This window comes from Polaromonas potterensis (assembly GCF_033446725.1).
Taxonomy (GTDB): domain Bacteria; phylum Pseudomonadota; class Gammaproteobacteria; order Burkholderiales; family Burkholderiaceae_C; genus Polaromonas.
On the sequence record NZ_JAWQLX010000003.1, the window covers coordinates 300884 to 327333 of the forward strand.

The window sequence follows — 26450 nt, forward strand, 5'->3', positions numbered from 1 at the left end:
GATTCGCAGTGAGGCCGACGGGGACTCCGTGCCAATCAAGCCCAAGTCTTGAGCCCACGCCAACATCGCTTAACGCGCGGTTCGCAGAAGCCACCTTTCATAGAAGTCTGCAATCTCAAAGCTGTTCAACTCGATCATCTGCATATGTCCATTCCCTTTGATTCCCACCGATGCGAGATTAATCCAGGTGTTCTGAACTCCAGCCTGCTTCAAGAAGGCAGAAGTGCAATGATCGTACTGAGCGTGATAGGACGCCTCGCCGGTCGAAATAAGAATGGGAATACCGAGGTTGGGCAACATACGTGCTGGCTCTTTTTGGAGCCAGCAACTTTGTAGTCCCGGAATTGGTGACGCTACCTTGGTTAAACCCAAGTTCACTGCTCCCTGAACCGCAGGCAAGAAAGTCAGGCACTCGTCGGTTAGTCCACATGGGCTGCCAGGAGCTGAATCACCCCGCAAACTGGAGTTACCTGTTGGTTCGACGGCTATGACTGCCTTAATCTTCCCTGGATTGGCTTGCGGAACCATCCAGCTAATGGGCCCCGTCATTGAATGCGTTATCAAGATGGCCGGCCCGATTTTCTTAAGTAATTGGCCAATTGCTTCAGTGGTCAACGAGAGCGCTTGCTTGTACTCAGGCATATTCGCAACCTGTGAAGCCATGAATTGGTCGAAGGCTTCGTTACCCGGCTTGCCACTTCCCCTCCCTCCTGGCCATTGCGTGTGCAAGGAAGCTTCTGGCCAAGTGAGTGGCTGCGTCAACTCGGGACCTGCAAACAACGATTGAACTCGAGCAGACTGCGGTGACTTGGCCTGAGCGCCATAAGCTTCGGGGAAGTAACCGGACTTGCCGCGACCGGGTTGGTCAATCACATACACCGGCCAACCCTTGCTGGCGAAGTACCAAGCCCAACCTGGCCGACCATCAGGCGTGCCGAGGTAGTTCGCACCCGTCTGTTCGCTGCCGTGGACCATGATGATGGGCCACTTGCCGTCGCGTCCTGGCTGATAGCCTTGGGGAATCTGATAAAAGACGTACGCTTGATCCGTCATGCCCTGGGCCGGGCCATTCTTGTATTTGCCACCGACAAACAAGACGCCTTGCTTTGCGATGGATGCAACGCCAGCAACAGCTTCCCCGCGGGGCGCGTTTATGGTGCCGCACCCGGCGACACCAATTGCGAAGGCGGCACTGACCGTTACTCGCATAGCTCGCGGTACGAACCCAGTTGTCGCGAATGCGTTATGGCACGGGACGAGGGCACGCTTCAGCGAACCGAATAATGTATGGGTCATGTCTGGAATTAAGTAATTTGGGTGCCAGCGCGCTGCGTTTGAATGTGCGTTGCCAGCTTGATTTTTGACTCGGGCCGTCCTCTTCTTTCAACCCTTCCGTACTCGCTGATCCGCGCTGCAGCGCGGATCATGCGAAGCGCGTCACTGAGGCTTGACTTTGGCGGCCTTAACGATGAGCTTAAGTCGATCGAGTTCACTGACAATGACATCCCTGAATTGCTTCGGCGTCCCACCCACGGGTGTGAGCATTGCCGCGCTGAATTTTGACTCTACCTCTGGATCCTGGAGTACAACGTTCAGATCCGCGTTCAATTTTTGGATGACGGCAGGCGGCACATTCTTTGACGCCACCAACCCATGCCACAGCGAGGACGAGAAGGGGACGCCGCTTTCTAAAAGAGTGGGCACGTCAGGAAGGCCCGGCAAACGTTTCGGCGACGTGACAGCAAGCATTCGGATCTTGCTTCCCTTTGCCAATGCACTTGCGCCAGTCACGCCCGCAAACATCATGTCGATCTGCCCGCCCGCCAAATCTGCCACCGCACCACTAGTGCCTTTGTAGGGAATGTGATTGAGAGATATTCCCGTCACCAGAGCAAAGTTCTCGTTTGAGAGATGGCCCAGACTTCCAATGCCCGCGGATCCGAAATTCACGTTTCCTGGCGACTTGCGCGCTTGGTCCAACAGCTCTGCGACTGAGTTGTACTTAAGGTTTGCGACGAGAACGCTTGGCTGGCTGCTGAACTGAATCACCGGTTGGATGGCGGCAACAGGATCAGAATTTGGCTTTGTGACAGCCGCGTTCGCAGCGTAGGCACCAGAAATGACGAGCAAGGTATAGCCATCTGCTGGCTCTTTCAGCGCTTTTTCAGCACCCAGATTTCCACCAGCTCCCGGATAGTTATCCACGATGACCGTGTAACCGCGTAGCGCGGCGAGCTTAGTAGCGATCTGGCGCGCGACGATGTCCGATTCGCCTCCGGCTGCGAAAGGCACTACAAAGTGAATCGGTCTTGAGGGGTAGGCACCCTGCGCGAAGGCGACTGAGGATAAGAACGATGTGGCTGCTGCGAACATGGCCAAGCTGCGGCGGAAGTGATTCAAGGGTTGTCTCCGGTTGTTCTACGCTATTCAGCAACACGCGCGGGACGCGGTGCAAGGAATCCGGAGTATCGGCGATGTACTTTCGTTACGCAAGTGGTATACCAACTGGACACTATGGGAATTTTGTCCTATACTGCAAAACATGAATGCAAAAACGACAGTTGAGCTGCCCACAAATGACGCTGAGCCGGTAGCGGCGCTTTCCGAGTTAGCCCATAAAGCAATGATGGGAATGCTTATGAGCGGTGAACTGGCGCCGAACGAGGTGGTGACTGAAAGACAGATTGCCCTTCAGCTTGGTATTTCGCGAACGCCGCTGCGGGAGGCCGTCAGGCGCCTTGAAGGCGAAAGGTTCCTTGAGCGTCAGCGCAGTGGTGCATTGGTGGTTCGCGCGATGCCGGTCGAGGAATACATGCACATTCTCAACGTTCGGCGCATGCTTGAAGGTGAAGCTGCGCGCCTCGCGGCCGGCCGGGTACCGGTGGCGCAACTCAAACATCTTAAGACCCGCATCGGACAGGCATTGAAGCTGCCCGAGGATGTTGTCACGCCGGAATTCGCGGCCAGCGACCGGGATCTTCATGCGTTGATCGCACAGGCTTCAGGCAATCCGGTGCTGCAACAAATGATCGACGACCTCAAGACGCGCACGTCGATGTTCAAGTTTGGCCGCCTTCCCTCCCGCCGAAAGAGTGTTTGTGCGGAGCATCTGGAGATCATCGAGGCACTGATAGCGTGCGATGGACAACGCGCGCAGAAGGCCATGCAGGATCACGTAGATCAGGTTCGACTCACGATCCTGGCGCGTTTAGGTGGTCAGTAGACAGGCCGCATAACCCTTTCACTTCGCGCGACGCGGTGCCCAGCAGGGGCGGTGTCGGCTTGGCCCTGCGCCACGCACTATTTGTTTAACGATTCCAGGAGAGATGATCATGACAGTTGCCCCCCCCGTAACCAAGCCTCAGGCAGCCGCGGACGCATACCACGGCAAGTCCAACTGGCTCGCAGCCGACATGGCCGACACGCGCGAATGGATCATCCAGCTCTCGCCCGAAAAAATCGCCGACCTTGATCACGCTCTACAGGAGGCGAAGAACGCGGGCATCTCCATCGATAAGCTCACGAAACAAAACTTTCCGCTCACGGTGTTCGACAAGATCGTTCCCGAAATCCAGGACCGACTCGAAAACGGGCGCGGCATTGTCGTTTTGCGGGGACTGCCTGCTCAGAAGTACTCCCGCGATGACCTTCGCCTTCTGTACTGGGGCATGGGGCTGTATCTCGGCACGGCCGTATCGCAAAGCAGCAAGGGTGACTTGCTTGGCGACGTGCGCAATTTCGGCCAAGACGTCAACAGCGCAACTGGCCGCGGCTATATGTCCAAGCAGGGCCTGGGCTTTCATACCGACACAGCCGACGTGGTGGCGCTGATCGTGATGCGCACCGCCAAGAGCGGCGGACGATCCATGATCTGCAGTTCGGTGGCAATCCGCAATGAGATCGCAGCCACACGTCCGGATCTGCTTGATGTCCTCTATCAGCCCTTCTATTGGAGCTGGAAGGGCCAGGAGGCGCCGGGCGAAATGTCCTACTACCAGCAACCCATTTACTCCGAGCACGACGGCAAGTTTGCGTGCCGACACATCGCCACCCACATCCTGGCAGCTCACGAGAACTTCAAGGAGCTTGGACCTCTGCCTGAAAAGCAGTTGGAAGCCATCAAATTAGTGAACAAGCTGGCCAACGACGAGCGCTTCCACTTCGGCATGATGTTCGAGCCCGGCGACATCCAGCTGCTGAACAACCACGTGACCTACCATGCGCGTACGGAATTCGAGGACTACCCCGAAGACGACCGCAAGCGCCACCTCCTGCGCATGTGGCTCTCGATGCCGAACACTCGTGGGCTCAGCCCTCAGATGGCGCCTATCTACCAAGACCAACGCCCCGGCGTTGTGCGCGGTGGATTCCCGTCTCGTACAGGCAAATACAGCTTCGAAACCGTGCAAGCCCAGGATTGAAGATGATGGACGCTACTCAAACTATTGCGTTCAGACTGGCCGACCATCTTCAGTCGATCACCATTGACAGCATCTCTTCTCAAGCAAAGCGCATCGCCATCAGCGGCATCATCGACACGATCGGAGTGACTTTGCTGGGTGCGACAGAACCGGTGGTCAGCGTGTTGCAGCGGGCACTCGCCGGCGACGTCACCTCTGGCAATGCGCTTGTTTTTGGCGGGACTCGCCGCGCGGGCGTGCTCGAAGCAGCGTTCATCAACGGCACGGCATCTCATGCGGCGGACTACGACGACATGGCCCACGCCATGGGAGGTCATCCGTCTGTCACTCTGGTGCCCGTCATCTTCGCTTTGGGCGAAGCGCTAGGGTCTAAAGGCGATCAAGTGCTCGAGGCGTATATCGTCGGTTTTGAGGCTGAATGCCGCATCGGCCGTGTCGTCAATCCCGACCACTACGAGCGCGGATGGCATCCCACCTCAACATTGGGCGTGTTCGGTGCCGCAGCCGCCGGCGCCAGGCTGCTTCGACTTGATGTAAACGGTACCGCGACCGCACTGGCAATTGCCGCTTCCCTCGCGGGAGGCATCAAGGCAAATTTTGGAACAATGACCAAGCCACTGCACGTAGGCCAATGCGTCCGCAACGGTCTGATGGCCGCCCAACTGGCCGCAAGCGGCTTTACCGGCAACCCAGCAGCGCTGGAGCACAAGCAGGGATATTTCGCGACATACGACGGATTGGCGAATGTGAACATCAACAGGCTCCTGCCGCAAACGGGCGACGGGCTTGAGGTTGAACAGGAATCTGTTGGCGTCAAGCAATTCCCCTGCTGTGGCAGCACGCACCCTGCTATCCGCGCCATGCTGTCCCTGCGGAGCCAAGGGTTGATACCAGCGGATGTCGAGAGTATCGAGATCATGACAAACCGCCGGCGCTTGCCTCACACGAACAACCCGTTCCCCCAATCGGCGCTGGGGGCCAAGTTCAGCATTCAATACGCCGCGGCGCGCGCTTTGGTAGATGGCCCCCCCCGCCTTCGCCACTTCGAGGGCGACACCTTTCTGGAGTCTGGAGTGCGCGAATTGCTAGATCGGACCTCAGTTTCCGCATACCCACCCACGACACAGTCGGCCGCTCATGAGGAAAACAACGAAATGGCGGCGGACATTACGGTCAAGAAGCGCGATGGCACCACGTTGACTGTTCACGCTCCGCATCAGCTCGGCAGGGGTGGGAAGGATCCGATGTCCGACGAGGAAATCCATGAGAAATACAGCGATTGCGCTGGTCGGCTGCTGCCGCAATCGCAGGTCGAAGATTCTTACGCTGCGCTGCAGCTTCTCGAAACATGCGGCAATGTGGCCAGAATCGCCAAACTTCTTGAGGTGCAGAAGTGACTGAACGACTTAAAGATACGATCAACGTACTGGTTCCGACAGGCGCGCTCGGCGCAGGTGTGCGCGAGTCTGACGTTGAAGCGGGCCTTGCTTCCGGAGCGCACGTCATTGCCTGCGACGCCGGTTCGACCGATAGCGGACCAGCGTACCTTGCTACAGGTACGCCCAAGTACTCCCGCAGCGCGGTGAAGACGGACCTGGCGATCTTGATGCGAGCACAGGCACGCTCGGGCTTGCCATTGCTGATCGGGTCGTGCGGTACGTCCGGTTGCGACGATGCTCTGAACTGGACCCGCGACATTGCTTTGGAAATCTGTCGCGAGCACAAGCTCCGCCCTCGCATCGCGCTGCTTTACTCCGAGCAACAACCGTCCTTGTTGCGAAACAAGGCAGCTGCTGGCCACGTCACGCCTCTGGCTCCGATGCACGGAAATGGCATTGAACTCTTCGGCCTGTGCGACCGCATAGTTGCCTTGATGGGCCCTGAGCCCTACATCGCGGCGCTGGAAGCTGGCGCAGACATTGTTCTCGGTGGGCGCACGACCGATACGGCCGTCCTTGCCGCGCTGCCGCTGGCACGCGGCGCCGGCGCAGGAGCGGCCTGGCATGCCGGGAAAATCGCCGAGTGCGGTGGGCTGTGCACGGTGAATTCCCGTGATGGCGGCGTGATGATCCGGGTCGGGAAGGACGCTTTTGAAGTCGAGCCCTTGAGCGCTGCCAACGCATGCACTCCGCGCACAGTATCTGCGCACATGCTCTACGAGAACAGTGACCCGTTCGAGCTGCATGAACCGGGCGGCGTCCTTGACGTCGCCGAAGCCCACTATGCAGAAGTGAACGAGAGAGTGGTGGTCGTGCGCGGGTCTCGCTTTATCAAGAAACCCTACACGATGAAACTTGAAGGAGCTTCTACCGGAGCGTATCAAACGATCATGTTGATCGGCATTCAGGATCGCGCCGTACTGGCCGAATTGGAGCGATTCCTGGCGCAAATGCATCAGCACCTAGTCAAGCGCGTTGTTGACACCATGGGAGAAGCTGCGGGTAGCTTCGACATCTCGTTGAGGCCGTATGGATGGAATGCCGTCTCCGGCCTGCCTATGCCGTCCAACAGTACTGTGCCCGTGGAGATAGGTCTTTTATTTGTTGCTACCGCACACACGCAGGCGCTGGCAACTCAGATCGCCAAGACGTGCAACCCGCTCTTCTTCCACATGCCGCTGAATCGGGACACTCCGCTGCCAAGCTACGCATTCCCCTTCTCGCCGGCCGATATCGAACGGGGCGCAGTTTACGAATTCATGCTCAATCACATTGTCCGTGTGGACGACCCGCTGGAATTGGTTCGAAGCGAGTTCGTCGAAATGGGGGAACTGCAACATGCCTAAAGTCAGCGAAATTTGCCGTCATGTTCGATCCAAGAACGCGGGACCGTTTTGGATAACTCTGGACCTTTCCTTTCCCGACCGCCCGGCTTTTGATCGCTATGCCAATGCGAATGAACTGCAAGCCGCGGCAATAGGAGCGCTTTTTCATGTCGAGGCGAGCCAGGTCAAGCGGTTTCTTGTTCCGGACTTGTCTGTCTTGAAGATTTCCTATCCACGACAGCGCCCGCAAGGCGGGCCGCACGAGCGTGACATGCACGGCGGCCAACAGTACATCCGGCTGCTGGATGTCGAATTGAGCTAAATACAACAAATGCCCATCGGGGCCGACAGGAGACAAATAATGAACACCATACTGGCCGCCCGGCAGCTTTCCTTTTGCGCGTTGACGCTTCTCGCCACGTGTGCCACGGCGACCCTCCAGGAGACTTCCAAACGCATGGCAGAGTCCTGGGCTCCCGACCGACCCGTGACCTTGGTCGTGCCGTACTCTGCGGGTGGCGGAACGGATGCCACGGCCCGGGCGATTTCCCGCCAACTGGCCATCTATTGGAAGCAGTCAGTCATCGTCGAAAATGTAGCGGGAGCCGATGGCTTAATCGGAACCCGCAAAGTAATCGACGCCAAGCCCGATGGCCTGACGCTGCTGCTCCAGGTGCCCACCATCCTGGTCACAAAGTATCAGCCCGGGTTCAAGCAGATCGACCCCGTCGCACGATTGGTACCGGTGACATCGGTGGCGGAAGCCCCATCGGTGATGGTCATTTCCCCAAGAACGGGCGCGAGCAACCTGTCTGAGTTGGTCAAGTATTGCAAAGCCCGATCAGAGCCGTGTTCGATCGGTGGGTCAGACACCCTTTCTCGCGTTGCGGCCAAACGCTTTATCGCGGCCACGGGTCTCACGGACATGATTTATGTCAACTATCGAGGCGCCAGCGCAGCGGTGACGGATGTGATCGCGCGCAACCTGACTTTGGCCTTTTCTGGACTGGCCTCCGCATCCGCGCACCAGAAGACCGGCACGCTGAAGATCCTGATGGTCAACGGCCCGAAGCGGGTCAAGGCGTTTCCCGAGATCCCTACGGCTACGGAATCTGGCGTTTCAGAACTGGAAGTCTTGACGTGGTACGGGATTTTTGCCCCAGAGGGAACGCCGTCGAAGGTGATCAACGGCGTGTCCAACGCAGTCAACGCCGTGGCTCGAGAGATTCCCGTTCAGCAGGCGATTTCCATGTCCGGCTCAGAGCCCGTCTTGGCAGGGCCTACAGCGTTTGCCGATCAGATCAAGAAGCAGCAGACCCTGTTCGACGATCTGGTGCGCCGCTATCCGGTTGATTGAGGGAGGGGCTTTACGCAGTCGCTGACGCTCAAAGGAGTAGCACCATACTTGGTCACTCATCCACGCAGAAATCTCCGTTGCCCTTTGGGTGAATCCCGCAGGCAGCGCGATGATTCCGCGTACAACATCAGAGGGTTGCCACTTCCAGTAATCGTGATTGAGAGGTAGGTATTGATTAAAGTCACCTTCCCGCTTTTGGGTCAAGTCACATGTGCATTGGCGGCTCTAGCTCGCTATATTTTCAATAGCTGCTTGCGCCAACCCCATATGGGCTAGAGGCCAATTTCTCTTATAAATTGGGCCTCCATCTTTTCAGCGCTCGCCATGCAGCGCCGTCCAGAACACGACCAGCCCCGAACAGAGTAGAAGTCCGTCGCGAAGATGCAGGAAGGTGGTGGTGGCGTCTGCCACAGCGAGTTGCCACAAGCGAATCCGGAAAGCAACCCGGGCGGACCGGGATCATGCAGAGGAAAAACAGACCTCGCGTGATGTCAATGACGCGTGGCGTCTGGCCCAACCGTCGCGCGGACAGCAAAAAGCCCCGGAGATCGGGGCCTTGTGCAAAGACACCCCCATCAGCTTGACGCGATGGGCGGGTGAACCGTCGAGAGGGCTTAGCCGCCCTTGTGCGGGCGCTTGCCCGGGTTTTTCTTGCTGCGCGTCCAGGTGCCACGCTCCAGGCTGATTTTCTGGCCACGGCCGGCGGTGCGGGTCATGCCTGCGGCAGGGATGGGTTTAGGGGCGCAAATGTCGGCTTCGACTCTGATTTTTTTCGGCATGAAGGACTCCGGTTCGGGTTAGTGAAACCCCTAATTAGGCCACAATCCGGCGCAGCCTTGCCGCGGGGGCCATGGACTGGAGCAAAAAACAGGGAAATTGGCAGATTGGAAGACCGAATGGCGCGGGGTTTTCGCTACTTTTTCGTCGATAGTCAGCCATAACCAGTTTTTTGAGCTCCGCCATGAAAAGACGCGCCCTCCTGCTGTCCGCCGCCGCCCTGCCCCTCTTGCCTGCCGCCGCGCAGGCCAGTGAAGCTTGGGGCCAAGCCCAGGATTACCCCGGCGGCTGGGGCAGCCCGCCCAACTGGGCCGGCCACAAAAGCTTGCGTGTGGGCAATTATTCGGGCGGCTACGAAAAAATGTTCCCGTGGCACAACATCGCCGCGCCGCTGCACGACAGCCCGCTCAGCGTCGACCTGCGCGACGATCTCAGCTACCGCTGGGGGCTTTTCAGTAAAACGGTGCCGGAGTACGTCAAGGGCTTGCCCGTCACCGGCCTGCTGATCGCGCGCCAGGGCGTGATCCTGGCCGAGCATCACCCATTTGATCGCCAGCCCCAGATGCGCCTGACCAGCTGGTCCATGGCCAAAAGCATCACCTCCCTGCTGCTGGGCATTTGCCTGGACCGCGGCCTGATCCGTTCGCTGGACGACACGGCGCAAAGTTATGTCGAGGAGCTCCAGGGCACGCTGCACGGCGGCATCACGCTGCGCAACCTGGCCAATATGTCCAGCGGCGCGGCCATCCTGCATGACCGCGACAACCCGCAGATTTACCCCAAGGCTTTTTTGCGTAAAAACAGCGACCTCGAACTGACGGTCAAGGACTGGAGCCTCAGCGAAGGTCCGCAGGGCACGCGCTACAACTACAACGAGTTGTGTCCGCTGACGGTCGGCATGGTGATACGCCGGGTCACCGGCAAAACACTCGCGGCGTTTTGCCAGGAGGCCTTGTGGCAGCCCATGGGCGCCGAAGCCGACGCGAGCTGGCTGACCGATTCAAAAGGCCGGGAGTACAACTGCATTGGCTTCGCGGCCCGGCTGCGCGACTGGGCCCGCCTGGGCCAGCTGGTGGCGCAAAACGGCGCGATGGACGGCCGGCAGGTGGTCAGCGCACGCTGGATCAACGAATGTGCGTCCTGGTCGGACAAGGATAGCCAGGTGCGCCATGGCACGGCCATGAACGGCATGGGCTACAAGTGTTTTTTCTGGCACCCGAAAGCCGACGGCTCGTGGATGATGATGAACGGCCACCACGGCCAGCGTGTGCTGATTGACCGCAAGACGCAGACGGTGATGGTGCAAACCGCCGTGGACAGTGAAGGGCCGTGGCAACGTGAGTTTTTTGAGCTGTTTGCGGCGGCGACGCGGCTAACTTAGTGAAGTTAAGCGCGCGCCAGCGACCGCTTAAGCCTTACTCAATCGTGGCGCCCGACGCCTGCACAATGCCCTTCCACTTTTGGTAGTCGGTCTTGAGCAGATTGGAGAACTGCTCGGCGCTCATGTTTTGAGTTTCGGCGCCCTGGGCCTGGATGGCGGCCTTCATCTCCGGCGTGGCCAGCAGTTTGTTGACCTCGGCATGCACGGTGGCAACGATGTCCTTGGGCGTGGCGGCCGGCATGAACAGGCCATACCAGGTGCTGACGTCAAAGTCCTTGTAGCCCAGCTCGGCCACGGTGGGCACGTCGGGCAGCGAGGTGCTGCGGCGGGCCGAGGTGACCGCCAGCGGGCGCAGCTTGCCGGCCTTGATCTGGCTCATGGCCGACGGCAGGGACGACACCATCAGGTCCACATTGCCGGCCAGAACGTCCATCAGGGCGGCGTTGGAGCCTTTGTAGGGAATGTGCCGGATCTTGATGTTGGCGGCGGTCTTGAAAATTTCACCGGCCAGGTGAATCGTCGTGCCGTTGCCGGGCGAGCCATAAGTGATGGTATCGGGCGCGGCCTTGGCGGCAGCCACCACATCGGCCAGCGACTTGAAACGCGAATTGGTGTTGGTGACAATCACCACCGGCGTATACGCCACATGCGCCACGGCCACCAGGTCTTTGGTCGGCTCGTAGCTGAGGTTTTTGTACAACCAGGGGGCGACCACCATATTGTCTTTCTGGCCCATCACCATGTCGTAACCCGCAGGCGCGGCGCGCACGGCTTCGGCAATACCGATGGTGCCGCCGGCACCCGCGCGGTTGTCGGCAATCACGGTCCACTTGCTGACCTCGGTGAGTTTGTTGGCCACCAGCCGCGACAGGATATCGGTGCCGCCGCCCGGTGGGAAAGGCACGATCATGCGGATCGGTTTGGCCGGGTAGGACTGGGCCTGCGCCGCACCCGCCGTCAATGCGAGGGCGAGCAACACAAAAGAAGAAAGCTGTCGAAACATGGATGGATCACCTGGAAGGTCCGCGCGCAGAGCGGAGGAACAATGAAGGAAGGGCGCACGGGCTAAACGCCTGGCAACCCGCATTTTATTCGCCGGGCTGCGGCTTACTGCCGGGCTGTGGCCAGCGGCAAATTCAGCAGCAGGTTCTGCGGCTTGAGTTTGACAACCTTGTCGGCCGTCATCATCAGGCCCAGGTAGACCGGTTTGCCCGCCACATCGGCGCGCATCTCCTGCGGGTTGGCAAAGTCCAGCCGGAACAAACTCAGCAGGCGCGACATGCGTTCGGCCTCAACCGGCCGGTCTTCGTACAAGTCGTTGAGCAACGCCGTGGCTTCCACGTCCAGCCCCACGTGCCAGCGCCAAGCCGGGTCGTCAATTTTTTGCAGCGGCCGGATGCTGACCGCAACACAGAGGAAATGTTGCACCCACTTTTCCAGCACGCGGGCCAGCGCGGTCAGGCCGGAGCGCGCACGGGTCATGGTGAGTACCAGGCCGTGGCTGAGGTCGTTGTGGACTTCGTGGGTCAGATCGAGCAAAAGGTGGTGTTTGTCGCTGGCTTGCCAGTAGTCGGGCGTATTGTGGTCAGTCAACACCTGCAGGTCTATGCTACGCAGCGGGGCTTTGGCTTCGGCCAGAAAACGCCCGAAGTCGCCCAGCCCGCCGGTCTCGTTCAACATGTCCATCACCTCCCGGTCGCCGGCCAGCACCTGCCCCTCCTGCGTGGAAAGGCGCTGGCTGCGAAACAAGAGTTCAGCGGCGCGTACCTCGTAAGCGTCGCTCACGTCGTCCAGCAGATGGCGCAGGATGGCCTGGGCCAGCAGATCAATGAACAGCGGCGGAATGGTGATGGCACCGCTGCGAAACAAGCCGAGGTAATAAGCCTCCAACGTGCCGGCGGCCAGCAAGCCGTCGCGAAAATGCAGGAACAGGCGGTAACTGTCGCGTGCATCGCCGTCCGCAATAGCCTGCAGCTCGGCATCCGCCACGACATGCGAAGGCTCAGCCCGCAACGCGGCATGCAAAGCCTGTTCGGCGGCGCAGGATTCGGGCAGCAAGGCCAGCTCGGGGCGGTCCAGGAACAGGCGCAGGTAGTTGTCGGTGGGCAGCAACCAGCCCCGCGTGTTGCGCTGGAGCTGGCTGTAGCCGCTGGAAGGCCAGAAGTTTTGCATGGACGCCATCGTCGCATATTGTGCAGCGTTGCCCATTCGCTACAAAATCAATAGCTGCTTGCGCCCGTCGGATAAGGGCTAGAGCCCTATTTTTCATATAAAACAGCCTGTACACGGCTTTAAAACACCTGTAGCGACAAGGTCGGCGCGCCTTTGTCCCGCTTTGCGTAAAGTAGAGTCACGCCCATGCGCCGCTGGAGCCCCCATGAACCACACGATGAACTTTCCCCTCTGTTTACGCCCCCTGCCGGCGCTGCTGGCCACCAGCCTGCTGATGCTGGCCGGCCAGCCCGTCTGGGCACAGTTCCCCACCACGAGCAGCCGGACCGAAATTTGGAGCGGCTCAGGCGCAGCGCCGGACCGCGACGCCATCGATAGGGACAACTGGCAATGGCAGCGCGAGCAGCAGATACGCCAGCAGCGTGAGTTGACGCGCCAGCAGGACGAACAAATCCGGCAAAGCCAGGAGTCGCTCGGCCAGCGCGCCCTGCGCGAACAGGCGCAACGTAACGGCAGCTACGTGCCTGACGGCCCCGGGCTCAGCGACCAGGAACTGGCCTGGCGCGAACAGCAGCAACTGCGACGCGCACAAATTCAGCAACAGCGCGAACTGACGCGCCAGGACGATTGGCGGCAACGGCAAAGCGAGGAGTCGCTGGGCCAGCGCGCCTTGCGCGAGCAGGCGCAAAACCGCCGGGACCAGGGCCGCGCCGCGGTGCAGGACAACCGCCAGTTCAACCCCACCACCCCCATGCAGGGCAACAGCCCGCCGCCCCGGCCGCCACGCCCAGGCCGGGATTAGGCCGCCTGCGGCACACGGGCCACCGTCCCCTGCGTCTCGCGGTAACGCGTCGCCTCCTCCTCCAGCCAGGCCCGAAACAGCGCCAGCACGGGGTTGTCCGACTTTTGCTCGGGGTAGATCAGGTAATAGCGCCGGTCGCTGGAAAACTCGTGCGGAATCAGCTGGACCAGGCGGCCTTGCTGCAAATCGTCTTCGATCAGGAAGCGCGGGATCAGGGCCAGGCCCTGCCCATGGATGGCGGCCTCGGTGGTGATGGAAAACAGCTCCATGCGGGCGCCGGCCAGGTCCTTGTCGACCGAAAGGCCCAGCGACGCAAACCATTGGCGCCAGGCATACGGCCGGGTGCTCATCTGCAGCAGCGGCAGGTCGGCAAAGTCCGTGGCCTTCAGCGTGCGGCGGGGTTTGACCAGCGCCGGGCTGCCCACGGCCACGATACTTTCGTCCATCAGAAAGCAGGATTCGGTGCCGGGCCAGCCCGCCTCCACGGCACAAATCGCCGCATCCAGGGCCGTATCGGCAAACAAAAAGGGCCGCGTGCGAGACGACAGGTGGACCGTGATGTCGGGGTGGCGGCGGTGAAAAGCACCCAGGCGTGGCACCAGCCATTTGGCGGCAAAGGTCGGCAAAACGCCCAGCTCCAGCGCGCCGCCGGCGCCGCCCCTGGCCATCATCTGCAAGGTGTCGCGCTCGACATCGTCCAGACGGGCGCGCACGTTGCGGGCGTAGTTGGCGCCGGCTTCGGTCAGCAAGACACCCCGTTTGGTGCGCCTGAACAGCTTGACACTCAGGAAATCTTCCAGGCCGGCGATCTGCCGGCAAACCGCGCTTTGTGTTACTGAATGTTCCTCCGCCGCCTGGGTGAAACTCTGGTGGCGCGCGGCCGATTCAAACAGTGCCAGGGCCGTGGTCGAGGGAATTTTGCGTCGCATGGGGCTGGGCCTTCCGATCTTGGAGTTCTATTTTCGCACAAACATGTTCCAAATAATGGCTTGCGCCCAGGCTTCAGCTCGTCGTATGCTCTGGAAATCTTGTGATTCCCACTAGGCCTGAGTTGCGATTTTCGCACACAGTGCCTTCCCCACACCCCCTGGAGATTTCCCCATGAGCCCTTCCCCGAAAAAAGCCAGCTTCCACTGGGCCGACCCCTTGTTGCTGGACCAGCAACTGAGCGACGAAGAACGCATGGTGCGCGACTCCGCACGCAGTTATTGCCAGGAGCGCCTGGTGCCACGCGTGCTCGAAGCCTTTCGCCATGAACGCACCGACGTCGCCATCTTTCGCGAGATGGGCGAGTTGGGCCTGCTGGGCGCGACCATTCCCGAAGCCTACGGCGGCGCCGGCCTGAACTACGTGTGTTACGGCCTGGTCGCACGTGAAGTGGAACGTGTCGACTCCGGTTACCGCTCCATGATGAGTGTGCAGTCCTCGCTGGTCATGGTGCCTATCAATGAGTTCGGCAGCGAAGCGCAAAAACAAAAATACCTGCCCAAGTTGGCCACCGGTGAATGGATTGGCTGTTTCGGCCTGACCGAACCCAACCACGGTTCCGACCCCGGCAGCATGATCACCCGCGCCCGCAAGGTGGCCGGCGGCTACGCGCTGACTGGTAGCAAGATGTGGATCACCAACAGCCCGATCGCCGACGTGTTCCTGGTCTGGGCCAAGGACGACGAAGGCGCGATCCGCGGCTTTATCCTGGACAAAGGCAGCAAGGGCCTGAGCGCCCCGGCCATCCACAGCAAGGTCGGCCTGCGTGCATCGGTCACCGGCGAAATTGTCATGGACGCGGTGTTTTGCCCCGAAGAAAACGCCTTCCCCGAAGTACGCGGCCTCAAAGGCCCGTTCACCTGCCTGAATTCCGCGCGTTACGGCATCGCCTGGGGTGCCCTGGGTGCGGCCGAGGACTGCTTCGAAAAAGCGCGTCAATACACGCTGGACCGCAAACAGTTCGGCCGCCCCCTGGCCGCCAACCAGCTGATCCAGAAAAAACTCGCCGACATGGAAACCGAAATCGCGCTCGGCCTGCAGGGTTGCCTGCGCCTGGGCCGCATGAAGGACGAAGGCACGGCCGCGGTCGAAATCACCTCCATCATGAAACGCAATTCCTGCGGCAAGGCGCTGGATATCGCCCGCATGGCGCGTGACATGCTGGGTGGCAACGGCATCAGCGACGAGTTCGGTGTGGCACGCCACCTGGTCAACCTGGAAGTGGTCAACACCTACGAAGGCACGCACGATGTGCACGCGCTGATCATAGGCCGCGCCATCACCGGCATCGCTGCTTTCTCCTGAAGCCGATGAACACTCCTGCTGTTCGCCCGCCGCCGCTGACCGGTATTCGGGTGCTGGATTTGTCGCGTGTGCTGGCCGGACCCTGGGCCGGCCAGATGCTGGCCGACCTGGGCGCCGATGTGGTCAAGGTCGAAAAACCCGGGAGCGGTGACGACACACGTTCCTGGGGACCGCCCTACCTGAAAGACGCCTCGGGCCGGGACACCAGCGAAGCCACGTATTTTCTGTGCGCCAACCGCAACAAACGTTCGGTCGCCATCGACATCGCCACGCCCGAGGGGCAGGCGCAGATTCGCGCGCTGGCGCAACAGGCCGACGTGGTGTTGGAGAACTTCAAGCTGGGCGGGCTCAAGCGATACGGGTTGGACTACGCGAGTCTTCAAACCAGCAACCCGCGCCTGGTGTATTGCTCCATCACCGGTTTCGGCCAAACCGGTCCGTACGCGGCGCGTGCGGGTTACGACTTTCTGATCCAGGGCATGGGCGGCCTGATGAGTGTGACCGGCCGACCCGACGGCGAGGCCGGTGCCGGCCCGCAAAAAGTCGGCGTTGCGCTGACCGACATCATGACCGGTCTCTACGCGACGATTGCCGTGCAAGCCGCTTTGGCCGAACGCGAAAAATCCGGCCTGGGCCAGCACATTGATCTGGCCTTGCTCGACGTGCAAATCGCCTGCCTGGCCAACCAGGCCTCCAATTACCTGGCCGGTGAACTGGTGCCACGCCGCATGGGCAATGCCCATCCAAACATCGTGCCTTACCAGGACTTTCCGACAGCCGATGGCGACATCATCCTGGCGGTGGGCAACGACAGCCAGTTCGCGAAGTTCTGCACGGTGGCCGGCCACCCCGAATGGTCGGCCGACGCGCGTTTTTCAAGCAACGCCCAGCGTGTGGCCAACCGCGCCGTGCTGGTGCCGCTGCTGCGCCAGGCGACGGTGATGCGCAGCTCCGCCGACTGGATCGCAGCGCTGGAAGCGGCCGGCGTGCCTTGCGGGCCTATCAACCGCATCGACGAGGTGTTTGCCGACCCGCAGGTACGAGCGCGTGGCCTGCACATCACCCTGGACCATCCGCTGGCCGGCAGCGTGCCGCTGGTGGCCAACCCGATCCGCCTCTCCGGCTCGCCGGTCAGCTACCGCTCACCGCCACCCACCCTGGGCCAACACACGGACGAAGTGCTGGCGCAATGGCTGGGTACCGTGCCCGCGCTTTGACATTCCTCCTCAGCCCAGGCTGACGTTTTTCAACAGGACTCTGCAGCATGAAACGCAACTACATTGCCGGCGAATGGGTGGCCGGGACCAGCGCCAAACCCAACATCAACCCCTCGGACACGAGTGATGTGCTGGACGACTACGCCCACGCCGACGTGTTGCAGACCGAAACCGCGATTGCCGCCGCACGCCAGGCCTTTCCCGCCTGGTCCACAGGTTCGATCGAGCTGCGCGCCGCGGCCCTGGAAAAGATCGCCGCCGAACTGCTGCTGCGCAAGGACGAGTTGGGCAACCTGCTGGCGCGCGAAGAAGGCAAGTCGCTGCCCGAGGCGATTGGCGAGGTCGCCCGCGCCGGACAGATCTTCCGTTTTTTCGCCGGCGAGGTTTTGCGCCAGAGCGGCGAACGCCTGCCCTCGGTACGGCCCGGCCTGTATGTTGAAGTCACACGTGAACCGCTGGGGGTGATAGGCATCATCACACCCTGGAACTTTCCGATTGCCATTCCGGCCTGGAAAATCGCGCCGGCATTGGCCTACGGCAATTGTGTGGTCTTCAAACCGGCCGACCTCGTGCCGGGTTCGGCCTGGGCGCTGGCCGAGATCATCAGCCGGGCCGGACTGCCCGAGGGTGTGTTCAACCTGGTCATGGGTCCCGGCAGCCGGGTCGGCCAGACGCTGATCAACCATCCCGACATCGATGCCATCACCTTCACCGGTTCCGCTGGCGTGGGCCGCCAGGTGATGAGTGCAGCCACCAGCCGTCTGGCCAAGGTGCAACTGGAAATGGGTGGAAAAAATCCACTCATCGTGCTGGCCGACGCCGACCTGCAAACTGCCGTGAATTGTGCGGTTCAGGGTTCTTATTATTCGACCGGGCAACGCTGCACCGCGTCCAGCCGGCTCATCGTCGAACGCGCCATCCTGCCGCAATTTGTGGACGCCTTGACGACGCAACTGCGCGCCTTGCGTGTGGGTGACGCGAGAAAACCGGACACCGACATCGGGCCGGTGGTGGATGCGTCCCAGCTGGCGCAAGATTTGTCTTATGTGCAGATCGGCCAGCAGGAAGGCGCACGCCTGGTCCACGGCGGTGTTGCGCTACAGCGCGAGACCCACGGCTTTTATTTTGAGCCTGCGCTTTTTGTCGATACCGACGCATCCATGCGTATCGCCCGTGAAGAAATTTTTGGCCCGGTGGCTTGTGTGATCGCCGCAGAAAATTACGAGCACGCCCTGACGCTGGCCAACGACACGGAGTTCGGTCTGTCGGCCGGCTTGTGCACCACCTCGCTGAAACACGCAACCCACTTCAAACGTTTTGCCCAGGCCGGCATGGTCATGGTCAATGCACCCACGGCGGGCGTGGACTACCACGTGCCGTTTGGTGGCCGCAAGGGCTCCAGCTACGGACCGCGCGAGCAAGGCCGTTACGCCGCGGAATTTTTCACCATCGTCAAAACCGCTTACACGGCCAGTTAGGGCACCCGCCTGGCGGACTTAATGTTCATCGGCGGCATCGCGCAGGCGCGAAATGCTTCCTTTTAAGTCGCGCCACGCCGGCTCGCCCGGCGCATAACGGCTACGCATGTAGTTAGCCAATAACTCGATCTGTCCATCGTTCAGGCTGTCGCGGAAGGCCGGCATAAAACCGATGTCGGTAGTCGCTGGCGCACGAATGCCACCCAGGATCACACGAATCAAATTGTCGGGTTGCTCGCTGTGCAGATTGCTGTTGAGCGCCAGCGGCGTATTCACGCCCAACAGGCGTGGCCCGTCACCGTCGTGGTGGCAGGACGCACAAGCGCCGTTGAACAGGCGCTGGCCCGGTCCCGGCAGTCCGGTGAAAGACTGCTGCGCGGACAGCACCACTTGCCTCGCGCGATCGGCGCTTTCAGCCTCGGACACCGGCTCGTTGTACGACGCAAGATAAGTGGCCATGGCTCGGATATCCACGTCGGGCAAGGCGCCCAACTCCTTGACCACCGGTGCCATGGGACCTGCGGCCATGCCGTGTTGCGGCGAGTGACCTTTGCGCAGATAGCTATACAGTGCGTCGCGGGTCCAGGGCACGGGCGAGCGCGAAAGCGCGGTCAGCGCGGGCGCTTCCCAGCCGTCCACCATGGCACCGCTCAAAAAGGCTTTGCCGCCGCGCTCGGCACCCAAGGCGTTGCGTGGCGTGTGGCAGGCGCCGCAATGGCCCAGGCCATTGACCAGGTAGGCGCCGCGGTTCCATTCAACGGTCTGGGTCGGGTTGACTTGGTAAGGCGTGGGGTCGTGAAACATCGCGTTCCAGGCAGCCATCAGTGGCCGCACGCTGTAGGGAAAGGCCAGTTTCGTCGCCGGGAGTTCCGAGCGCACGGCGGGCTGGGCCATCAGGTAGGCGTACAGCGCGGTCAGGTCCTCGTCGCTGGTTTTGGCAAAAGCCGTGTAGGGAAAAGCCGGGTACAGGTGGTGGCCGTCGCGCGAAATACCTTCACGCATGGCGCGCTGAAAAGCACTGAAAGACCATAAACCGATGCCGGTGGCGACATCGGGCGTGAGGTTGGTGCTCACTATCTTGCCAAAAGGCGTTTCCATGGCCCGTCCACCCGCGTTGGGGACACCACCCGGGGCGGTATGGCAAACCACACAATCCCCCACGGCAGCGAGCTGGCGGCCGCGCTCCAGCGTGGCCGCCGTGTAAATCGACGCACCGCCCTGCAACACGGGGGCAATTGCCGGCCGCCAACCCAACAGGGCCGCCGCCAGGCCAAACACGCCGGTCAGCAAGGCGCCGGTTCGGGACCAGCGGCCCAGGCCTCGTGGCCAGAGCGCGTTTTCAGGCAGCCGGGCCGGTGGCCGCTCGGGTACCGGCAAACGCGCCACGTCCTGTTCCGGCACCGGGTTGAGTGCCGCCCGCACCACCTCCGGTGTGAACGGCGGCTGGCGAAAACGCACACCCGTGGCATCAAAAATCGCATTGGCGATGGCCGCCGTGCCGGGCACGGACGAAGACTCGCCCGCGCCCAGCGGTGGCTCGCCGGGGCGCGCCATGGTCACCACTTCGATCACTGGCACATCCCGGAAACTCAGGATGGGGTAACTGCCCCACTCCAGGCTGGACACGGTATTGGTTTGCGGGTTCAGTTGAACCTGCTCGGTCAAGGCACGGCTGGTGGTCTGCACCACATTGCCGTGGATCTGGTGCTGGACACCCGCTGGATTGATCAGGGTGCCGGCGTCATGCCCCACCACCACACGTTTGACATGCACCTCGCCGGTTTTCCGGTTGACCTCCACATCAGCCACCCAGGCTGCCCAAGCGGCGCCGTAGCCTGGCCATTTGCTGTGCATATAACGTGCGTAAGCCACACCCTGTCCATGCACGATGTCCGTGGGCTCGCCCGCTTGCGGGCGCTGCTGTTGCGGACCGGTATGCACCTGCCAGCCGGCGCGGTCTGCGGTGGTCCGAACCAGTTCGGCGGCCCGCGGCTCCGTCAGGTAACGCAGGCGAAACTCCACCGGATCTACCCCCGCCGCCGTGGCCAGCTCATCGATGTAGGACTCGTGTGCAAATGAATTGGGCAGCGCCGAGACGCCACGCAGCCAGGAGGCGCGCAACATGGGCGCCATGTCGTTGACAGCGACTCGCAGGTTTTTGTAGTCGTAGGGCGGGCGGGCCGTGCGGTCGCCCATTTCGTAGGCTTGTGCCAGCGGTTCAATAGTGCGGGTGAGCAGCAAGGCCAGCATGGGCGCGCCGTTGGATGGATACGAGGTCTGGAAGTCATAGGCCGCAACCGAACCGTCAGCGTTCAGGCCGCCCTGGATTTCCATGAGTTGCGCCGCGCCCTTGGGCTCCCAGGCATGCTCCTGCTCGCGTGTCAGTTGCACACGCACAGGGGCCCCGACCGCACGCGACAACAAGGCTGCGTCGGCAGCCACATCGTCGGCGCAATTGCGCCCATAACAACCAGCGGCTTCCATGCGAATCACGTCGATATCGACATCGGCCAGCCCGATCAGGCGTGACAGGTCGGCGCGCAACACATGCGGGTTCTGGCTTCCGGCCCACACCGTCATGTGGCCGGCGCGCCAGTCGGCCACTGCACACGAGGGTCCGATGGAGCCGTGCATCTGGTAAGGCCAGACATAGTGGCGCGCCATGGGCTGCGCCGCATCCGCCAGCGCGGCATCGACATCTCCTTCGTCAATCAGCTTGCGCTGCGTCGACGGGTTGGCGCGTATGGCCTGCGCCAGGTTGTCCAGATTGGTCAGCCCCGGCCAGGGTTTCCACAAGACGCGCAACTCACGCAGCGCCTGCTCGGCGTCCTCCTCGCGGTCCGCGACAATGCCGACAAAGTCGCGAATCACGACCACGGCACGTATGCCCGGGATATGTGCAATGGATGACTCGTCCACAGCCTCCAGCGTGTTGCCGATGAAGTCGCCGTGGTCCGCACCGGCATATGGTGGCCGCACCACACGGCCATGCAACATGCCCGGCACCCGCATGTCGTGCACAAAGGTCAACTCACCGGTTGCCTTGGCCGGAATGTCCACACGGGCGGTGCTGGTCCCGACAATCCGATGTTCTTCCGGGGCCTTGAGCGGCGTACCCAGCGCCAGGGAAAGCGCCACCTGTTGTTGTGCCAGCAAAGGCCCATACGCGATGGAGCGGGCTTCGTCACCCTTCACGCTGACAATGCCATCACGCACACCCAGCAAGGCCACGTCCACTTGCAGGTGCACGGCGGCACGGGCCAGCAACCAGGCGCGAGCCTGCGCCGCCGCCGCCCGCAACGGCACCGAATGAATCTGTATCGACGCGCTGGCAATCGTGGCCCCCTGGTTGGGTGCGCGCGTGGTGTCGCCAAGAACCATGTTGACGCGATCCAGTGCCACATCCAGCTCCTCGGCCACGATCTGGCTCAGCGCCGTGCGTATACCGGTGCCCAAGTCCACGTGGCCATTGAGGGCCGTCACGCTGCCGTCGTCCCACACGGCAATCAGGATTTCAACGCCCTCCTGCGGATTGCCGCTCACCAGCGCAGGCTGGCCTTTGAGCGGCGGCGGCGCGGGCGGCGGCTCGCGGGTCACAAGTAACACCCCCATCGCCGCATGAAAGTCGACCCGTGTGAGCGGTGTGTCCGCGCGGCGGCTCATGGCTGGCTCCCAGGAGAACGGGCTTGCCGCATCAACACCGCCGCACGCTGCACGGCCTTCACAATTTCGAGGTGGGTGCCGCAGCGGCACAGGTTGCCCGACAACTCGCGGCGTATCTCGCCCTCGTCCGGATCGGGGTTGCGCGCCAGCAGCGCCGTGGTCATCATGATCATGCCGCTCAGGCAATAGCCGCACTGGGCGGCCTGCTCGTCAATAAATGCTTGTTGAACCGGGTGCAGCGCCGCGCGTGATCCCAGGCCTTCCAGCGTGGTGATTCTCCGGCCGGCGACACCGCCAGCCGGGATCACGCAGGCGCGAGCTGCAACGCCATCCACCAGCACGGTGCAGGCGCCACATTCGCCCAGGCCACAGCCGTATTTGGGACTATTGAGTTCCAGGTCGTTGCGCAACACGCCCAGCAAGGACGCCTGCGCGGACACGGCCAGCGTGTGGTCCACCTGGTTGACGTGGAGGGTCACAACCTGGGATGTCATCGGATCAGGCCGCCGCTTGCGGTGTACATCTCGAGCTCCACAAAGTTGGAGCCGTTGTGGTTTTTCGGGCCATAGTCCACCCGGAAGTCGCCCAGATCCAGACTGCCAAATCCTTCCAGTGCCGCGACAAAGTTCTCGCGGCTCAGTTGGCGCCCGGCGCGGCGCAAACCTTCGACAAAAGCCTTGGCCGCAATATAGCCTTCCAGCACGGTGTAGTTGTCGCCAGTCCCCGCCGATGCGCCCAGTGCCTTGCGGTATTCCTTGACGATGGCGTAACGCTCCAGGGTCGGCGACGGCACAATGCTGGCCGTAATAACACCGCGCAAGGCGCCGTTCAAACGCGTGGCCGAGGCCTTGGCATCGGCCAGGCCCACCGAAATGGTGTAAAGCGGCACACCCAGGCCGGCGGCACGCACGTCCCGGATCAGGACTTCCGACATCGTGCCGGCCATGATCATGATGATGACGTTGGCCGAGGCCTGCTTGATCTGCGCCGCGATGTCCTTGGCACTGCTCGCCTCAATCGCCATGGGAATGGTTTTGACGACCTGCAGCTTTTCAGCCTTGGTGAGCTCAAGCAAGGTGTCCAGATTGGATTTGCCGAACACACTGTCCTGGTAAACCACCGCCACCTTGTCATTGCCCACCACAGCCAGTTGCTGGGTGATACGCGCCAGCTCGGCCTTGTAGCTGGCGCGCACGTGAAAGAGATAACGGCTGTGTTTGAGCCGAATCGAGGTGGTCCCCACCAGCGGCGCAAACAGCGGGACTTTTGCTTCCTCGATAATCGGCAGGGCCGCGATCAGGTTGGCCGTGGCCACGTAACCGATCAGCGCAAACACCTGGTCTTTTTCGATCAAACGCCGGGTGTTCTCGACCGTGCGTTTGGGATCGTAGGCATCGTCCAGCGCTGTCAGCGTCAGCTTGCGCCCATGCACGCCACCGGCCTTATTGACCTGCTCAAAATAAAGCTCGATGCCGCGCCGGTAGTTGTTGCCGGTCGCCGCGACCGGTCCGCTGAATACCGCCGTCTGCCCGATGGAAATGGCCGCCTCGGTGACGCCGGTCTCGGCTTGGACCGGGCATACGGTGGCCAGGGCCAACATCCACACCGCACAAGTCCACCCGCGCGCTCGCAACGTGTTCATACATTTTTCCATCTGTTGTTCGGCCCTGGTTACGCGGTAAATTCGCAACGCATCCAAAGGCTTTTAGGGGCGCCGGCATTTACCGGCGTCGCGACTCAGGCCAGGTCGCTGGACTGAATCCGCTTGACGCCACTGGCCGCCATCTTTTTCCAGGCCGCCGCCAGCGATCCGTTCAAATCGATTGCGCGTGTGGCGTCTTCGATCACATACACCTCGAAGCCGGCCTTGCGTGCATCCAGCGCCGTCCAGGCCACGCAGAAGTCAGTCGCCAGCCCGGTCACAAACACACGTTTGATGCCACGCTGTTTCAGATAACCACCCAGGCCGGTTGGGGTCTTGCCATCCGCCTCGGTAAAAGCCGAATAGCTGTCGACCTCCTGGTGGTAACCCTTGCGCACGATGACCTGCGCGGTGGGCACCTGCAAGTCCTTGTGCAAGGCCGCGTCCTCGGTGCCTTGCACACAATGGTCGGGCCACAAGACCTGATTGCCATAAGGCATTTTTTGAATCTCAAAAGGCTTCTTGCCGGCGTGTGCGCTGGCAAACGAAGCATGGCCCTTGGTGTGCCAGTCCTGCGTCACCACGATGTTCTCAAAGGCTGTGGCGAGTTTATTGATCACCGGCACCACCTCTTCGCCGCCTTTCACCGGCAAGGTGCCGCCGGTCACGAAACAGTTCTGCACATCGACCACAATCAGCGCGCTTTTGGCATCGGGCTTGACCTTGATCGCGGCAAAGGCAAGGCTGCCTGCCGCGCCGGCGGCCGCGAGCAAACCGGCACTGGACAGGGCTTTCAACAAGGTTCTGCGGTGGGCTGGATGCATGATGCGATCTCCTGACAGTAGGTGAAATAACGACGACAAAAAGGCGTACTACACACTGAGGTAAGCGCGCCGGACTTCTTCGCTGGCTGACAGCTCGGCCATCGATCCCTCGTAACGGATCTGCCCTTTTTCAAGCACATAGGCCCGATCCGACACCAACTCTGCAAAATGCATATTCTGTTCGGACAGCAGAATGCTCACGCCCTGGGCCTTGAGTTCCAGAATCATCTGCGCCATCTGCTCCACAATCACCGGCGCCACGCCTTCGGACGGCTCGTCGAGCAGCACCAGGTAAGGGTTGCCCATCAAGGTGCGCGCCACCGTCAGCATTTGCTGCTCACCGCCACTCATGCGGCCACCGGGCCTATCCGGCATTTCCCCCAGATTGGGGAACAACTTGAACAGGCGCTCCGGCGTCCAGACCGGTGCCGCGACGCCGTCCGACCAGTGCCGCGCGGGCTGCCTGCCGACTTCGAGGTTCTCCATCACCGTGAGGTCGGTGAACACGCGCCTGTCCTCGGGCACAAAACCCAGGCCCAGGCGCGCCGCCACATGCGGCTCACTTTTGGAAATATCTTGCCCCAAAAAATGCACGGCACCGCGGCGCTTGGAAAGCATGCCGATCAAGGTCTTGAGCGTTGTCGATTTACCCGCCCCATTGCGACCCATGAGGGCCACCACCTCGCCTCGCCGCACCTGCAGGTCCACGTCGTAAAGAATCTGGGCCGCGCCATACCAGGCCGCGAGGCCTTTGGCGTCCAGCAGAAGTTCCGCGCTCATGCTGCATCCCCGGTGGAGGCCGCGACGGCAGCCGCTTTCTGCGCGATCTTCTCAAAAGTCTTGCCACTGCCGAAGTACACCTCCTGCACCTTGGGATGGTCGCGAATCTCCAGGGGTTTGCCCTGGGCGATGAGCCGGCCACGCGCCAGCACGATCATGCGGTCGGCATAGGCAAACACCACGTCCATGCTGTGTTCGGTGAACAGCACGGCCATGCCGCGGTCAATCACAAGTTGTTTGGTCAGTGCCATCAGCGAGTTGCGCTCCTTGGGGGCCATGCCGGCCGTGGGTTCATCCATCAACAGCAGTTTCGGGCTGTTGGCCATCGCAATGGCGAGTTCGACACGTTTGACGTCGCCATATGCGAGCTCGCTGCAGGGCCGCTCGGCCTGGGATTTCATGCCGACCTGCTCCAGCAGCGCCAGCGCGTCCTCACGTTTGTAATCGGCGGCACGGCGCCACATAGCAAACAGCTTGCCGTCATGCGAGAGTAAGGCCATCTGCACGTTTTCAATCACGGTCAGCGAGGCGAAGGTCTCGGCAATTTGAAAAGTACGGCCTACGCCCAGGCGCCAGATGGCGCGCGGTTTACGCCCCACCAGTTCCTGCCCATCAAGCAGGATGGAGCCCTGGTCGGCCGCCAACTGGCCATTGACCATGTTGAAGGTGGTGGACTTGCCGGCGCCGTTTGGACCTATCAGCGCCAGCAGTTCGCCAGCCGCCAGATCAAAGCTGATGCCGTCCACGGCTTTCACGCCACCGAAAGATTTGCCCAGGTTGTTGACCTGAAGCAAGGGTGCCAGACCCTGGCGGTGCGTGCCGACCTCTGGCATGGATGTTTCCTGACTACCTGCCGGATTGGTATTCATTTGGCCAGAGT

23 protein-coding genes are annotated in these 26450 nt (G+C 61.4%); 11 read left to right on the forward strand and 12 right to left on the reverse strand.

The genetic code is table 11. The annotated features are described in order from the left end of the window. Positions 1-69 precede the first annotated feature (69 nt). Positions 70-1296, reverse strand: coding sequence for an alpha/beta hydrolase (locus tag R6254_RS07445; protein ID WP_318405632.1), 1227 nt, complete (start codon positions 1294-1296; stop codon positions 70-72). A 141-nt stretch (positions 1297-1437) separates the two neighbouring features. After that, positions 1438-2400, reverse strand: a complete 963-nt coding sequence (locus tag R6254_RS07450; RefSeq protein ID WP_318405634.1) for a Bug family tripartite tricarboxylate transporter substrate binding protein — start codon at positions 2398-2400, stop codon at positions 1438-1440. 142 nt (positions 2401-2542) lie between these two features. On the opposite strand from R6254_RS07450, the gene R6254_RS07455 reads away from it, so the two are divergent. From R6254_RS07455 to R6254_RS07480, 6 genes are all read left to right on the forward strand, one after another. After that, on the forward strand, positions 2543-3223 hold the full coding sequence (locus R6254_RS07455; RefSeq protein ID WP_318405635.1) for a GntR family transcriptional regulator: 681 nt from the start codon (positions 2543-2545) through the stop codon (positions 3221-3223). Positions 3224-3332: 109 nt separating this feature from the next. Then, a complete protein-coding gene (locus tag R6254_RS07460) occupies positions 3333-4421 on the forward strand; it encodes a TauD/TfdA family dioxygenase (RefSeq protein ID WP_318405637.1) in 1089 nt (362 codons plus the stop codon). Between the two features lie 5 nt (positions 4422-4426). Next, positions 4427-5818, forward strand: a complete 1392-nt coding sequence (locus R6254_RS07465) for an MmgE/PrpD family protein (RefSeq protein ID WP_318405639.1) — start codon at positions 4427-4429, stop codon at positions 5816-5818. Beyond that, complete coding sequence (locus tag R6254_RS07470; protein ID WP_318405641.1) at positions 5815-7206, forward strand: acyclic terpene utilization AtuA family protein; 1392 nt, start codon at positions 5815-5817, stop codon at positions 7204-7206. The genes R6254_RS07465 and R6254_RS07470 overlap by 4 nt, the downstream gene beginning before the upstream one ends. Further along, a complete protein-coding gene (locus R6254_RS07475; RefSeq protein ID WP_318405642.1) occupies positions 7199-7507 on the forward strand; it encodes a DUF4387 domain-containing protein in 309 nt (102 codons plus the stop codon). The genes R6254_RS07470 and R6254_RS07475 overlap by 8 nt, the downstream gene beginning before the upstream one ends. 39 nt (positions 7508-7546) lie before the next feature. Continuing rightward, entirely contained in the window at positions 7547-8542 is a 996-nt protein-coding gene (locus R6254_RS07480) for a Bug family tripartite tricarboxylate transporter substrate binding protein (RefSeq protein ID WP_318405644.1), read from the forward strand. A 614-nt stretch (positions 8543-9156) separates the two neighbouring features. Here the strand turns inward: R6254_RS07480 and R6254_RS07485 are convergent. Continuing rightward, positions 9157-9321, reverse strand: a complete 165-nt coding sequence (locus R6254_RS07485) for a hypothetical protein (protein ID WP_318405646.1) — start codon at positions 9319-9321, stop codon at positions 9157-9159. Between the two features lie 182 nt (positions 9322-9503). On the opposite strand from R6254_RS07485, the gene R6254_RS07490 reads away from it, so the two are divergent. Next, entirely contained in the window at positions 9504-10700 is a 1197-nt protein-coding gene (locus R6254_RS07490; RefSeq protein ID WP_318405648.1) for a serine hydrolase domain-containing protein, read from the forward strand. 34 nt (positions 10701-10734) lie between these two features. Here the strand turns inward: R6254_RS07490 and R6254_RS07495 are convergent, their stop codons facing one another. Together R6254_RS07495 and R6254_RS07500 are read right to left on the reverse strand one after the other, a co-directional pair. Next, positions 10735-11703: a Bug family tripartite tricarboxylate transporter substrate binding protein gene (locus R6254_RS07495; protein WP_318405650.1), complete on the reverse strand. Its 969-nt coding sequence runs from the start codon at positions 11701-11703 to the stop codon at positions 10735-10737. A 104-nt stretch (positions 11704-11807) separates the two neighbouring features. Next, positions 11808-12872 (reverse strand): DUF6352 family protein, encoded by a 1065-nt coding sequence (locus R6254_RS07500; RefSeq protein ID WP_318405651.1) that lies wholly within the window; start codon positions 12870-12872, stop codon positions 11808-11810. Positions 12873-13077: 205 nt separating this feature from the next. Between R6254_RS07500 and R6254_RS07505 the strand changes: the two genes are divergently transcribed. Further along, positions 13078-13674: a hypothetical protein gene (locus R6254_RS07505; protein ID WP_318405652.1), complete on the forward strand. Its 597-nt coding sequence runs from the start codon at positions 13078-13080 to the stop codon at positions 13672-13674. On the opposite strand, the gene R6254_RS07510 is transcribed toward R6254_RS07505, so the two are convergent. Continuing rightward, positions 13671-14603, reverse strand: a complete 933-nt coding sequence (locus R6254_RS07510) for a LysR substrate-binding domain-containing protein (protein ID WP_318405653.1) — start codon at positions 14601-14603, stop codon at positions 13671-13673. The genes R6254_RS07505 and R6254_RS07510 overlap by 4 nt on opposite strands. Positions 14604-14775: 172 nt before the next feature. Between R6254_RS07510 and R6254_RS07515 the strand changes: the two genes are divergently transcribed. Genes R6254_RS07515 through R6254_RS07525 form a run of 3 tightly spaced genes read left to right on the forward strand, consistent with a single transcriptional unit; the run spans position 14776 to position 18661 of the window. After that, the gene (locus R6254_RS07515) at positions 14776-15966 is read left to right on the forward strand and encodes an acyl-CoA dehydrogenase (protein WP_318405654.1); all 1191 of its coding nucleotides are present in this window, start codon (positions 14776-14778) and stop codon (positions 15964-15966) included. A 5-nt stretch (positions 15967-15971) separates the two neighbouring features. Further along, entirely contained in the window at positions 15972-17183 is a 1212-nt protein-coding gene (locus tag R6254_RS07520) for a CaiB/BaiF CoA transferase family protein (RefSeq protein ID WP_318405655.1), read from the forward strand. A gap of 47 nt (positions 17184-17230) precedes the next feature. Then, positions 17231-18661 carry an aldehyde dehydrogenase family protein gene (locus R6254_RS07525; protein ID WP_318405657.1) on the forward strand — a complete coding sequence of 477 codons (1431 nt, stop codon included), beginning with the start codon at positions 17231-17233 and terminating at the stop codon, positions 18659-18661. Between the two features lie 18 nt (positions 18662-18679). Here R6254_RS07525 and R6254_RS07530 read toward each other — a convergent pair whose 3' ends face one another. The 6 genes from R6254_RS07530 to R6254_RS07555 all read right to left on the reverse strand — a co-directional run bounded on the left by R6254_RS07530 (position 18680) and on the right by R6254_RS07555 (position 26403). Next, positions 18680-22324, reverse strand: coding sequence for a molybdopterin cofactor-binding domain-containing protein (locus tag R6254_RS07530; protein ID WP_318405658.1), 3645 nt, complete (start codon positions 22322-22324; stop codon positions 18680-18682). Next, entirely contained in the window at positions 22321-22818 is a 498-nt protein-coding gene (locus tag R6254_RS07535; RefSeq protein WP_318405660.1) for a (2Fe-2S)-binding protein, read from the reverse strand. Before R6254_RS07535 ends, R6254_RS07530 begins: the two co-directional genes overlap by 4 nt. Beyond that, complete coding sequence (locus R6254_RS07540; RefSeq protein WP_318405662.1) at positions 22815-23966, reverse strand: ABC transporter substrate-binding protein; 1152 nt, start codon at positions 23964-23966, stop codon at positions 22815-22817. Before R6254_RS07540 ends, R6254_RS07535 begins: the two co-directional genes overlap by 4 nt. A gap of 95 nt (positions 23967-24061) precedes the next feature. Beyond that, on the reverse strand, positions 24062-24790 hold the full coding sequence (gene pncA, locus R6254_RS07545) for a bifunctional nicotinamidase/pyrazinamidase (protein ID WP_318405664.1): 729 nt from the start codon (positions 24788-24790) through the stop codon (positions 24062-24064). Between the two features lie 48 nt (positions 24791-24838). Next, positions 24839-25570 carry an ABC transporter ATP-binding protein gene (locus tag R6254_RS07550; protein WP_318405666.1) on the reverse strand — a complete coding sequence of 244 codons (732 nt, stop codon included), beginning with the start codon at positions 25568-25570 and terminating at the stop codon, positions 24839-24841. Further along, complete coding sequence (locus R6254_RS07555) at positions 25567-26403, reverse strand: ABC transporter ATP-binding protein (RefSeq protein ID WP_318405667.1); 837 nt, start codon at positions 26401-26403, stop codon at positions 25567-25569. The genes R6254_RS07550 and R6254_RS07555 overlap by 4 nt, the downstream gene beginning before the upstream one ends. Between the last annotated feature and the right edge of the window lie 47 nt (positions 26404-26450).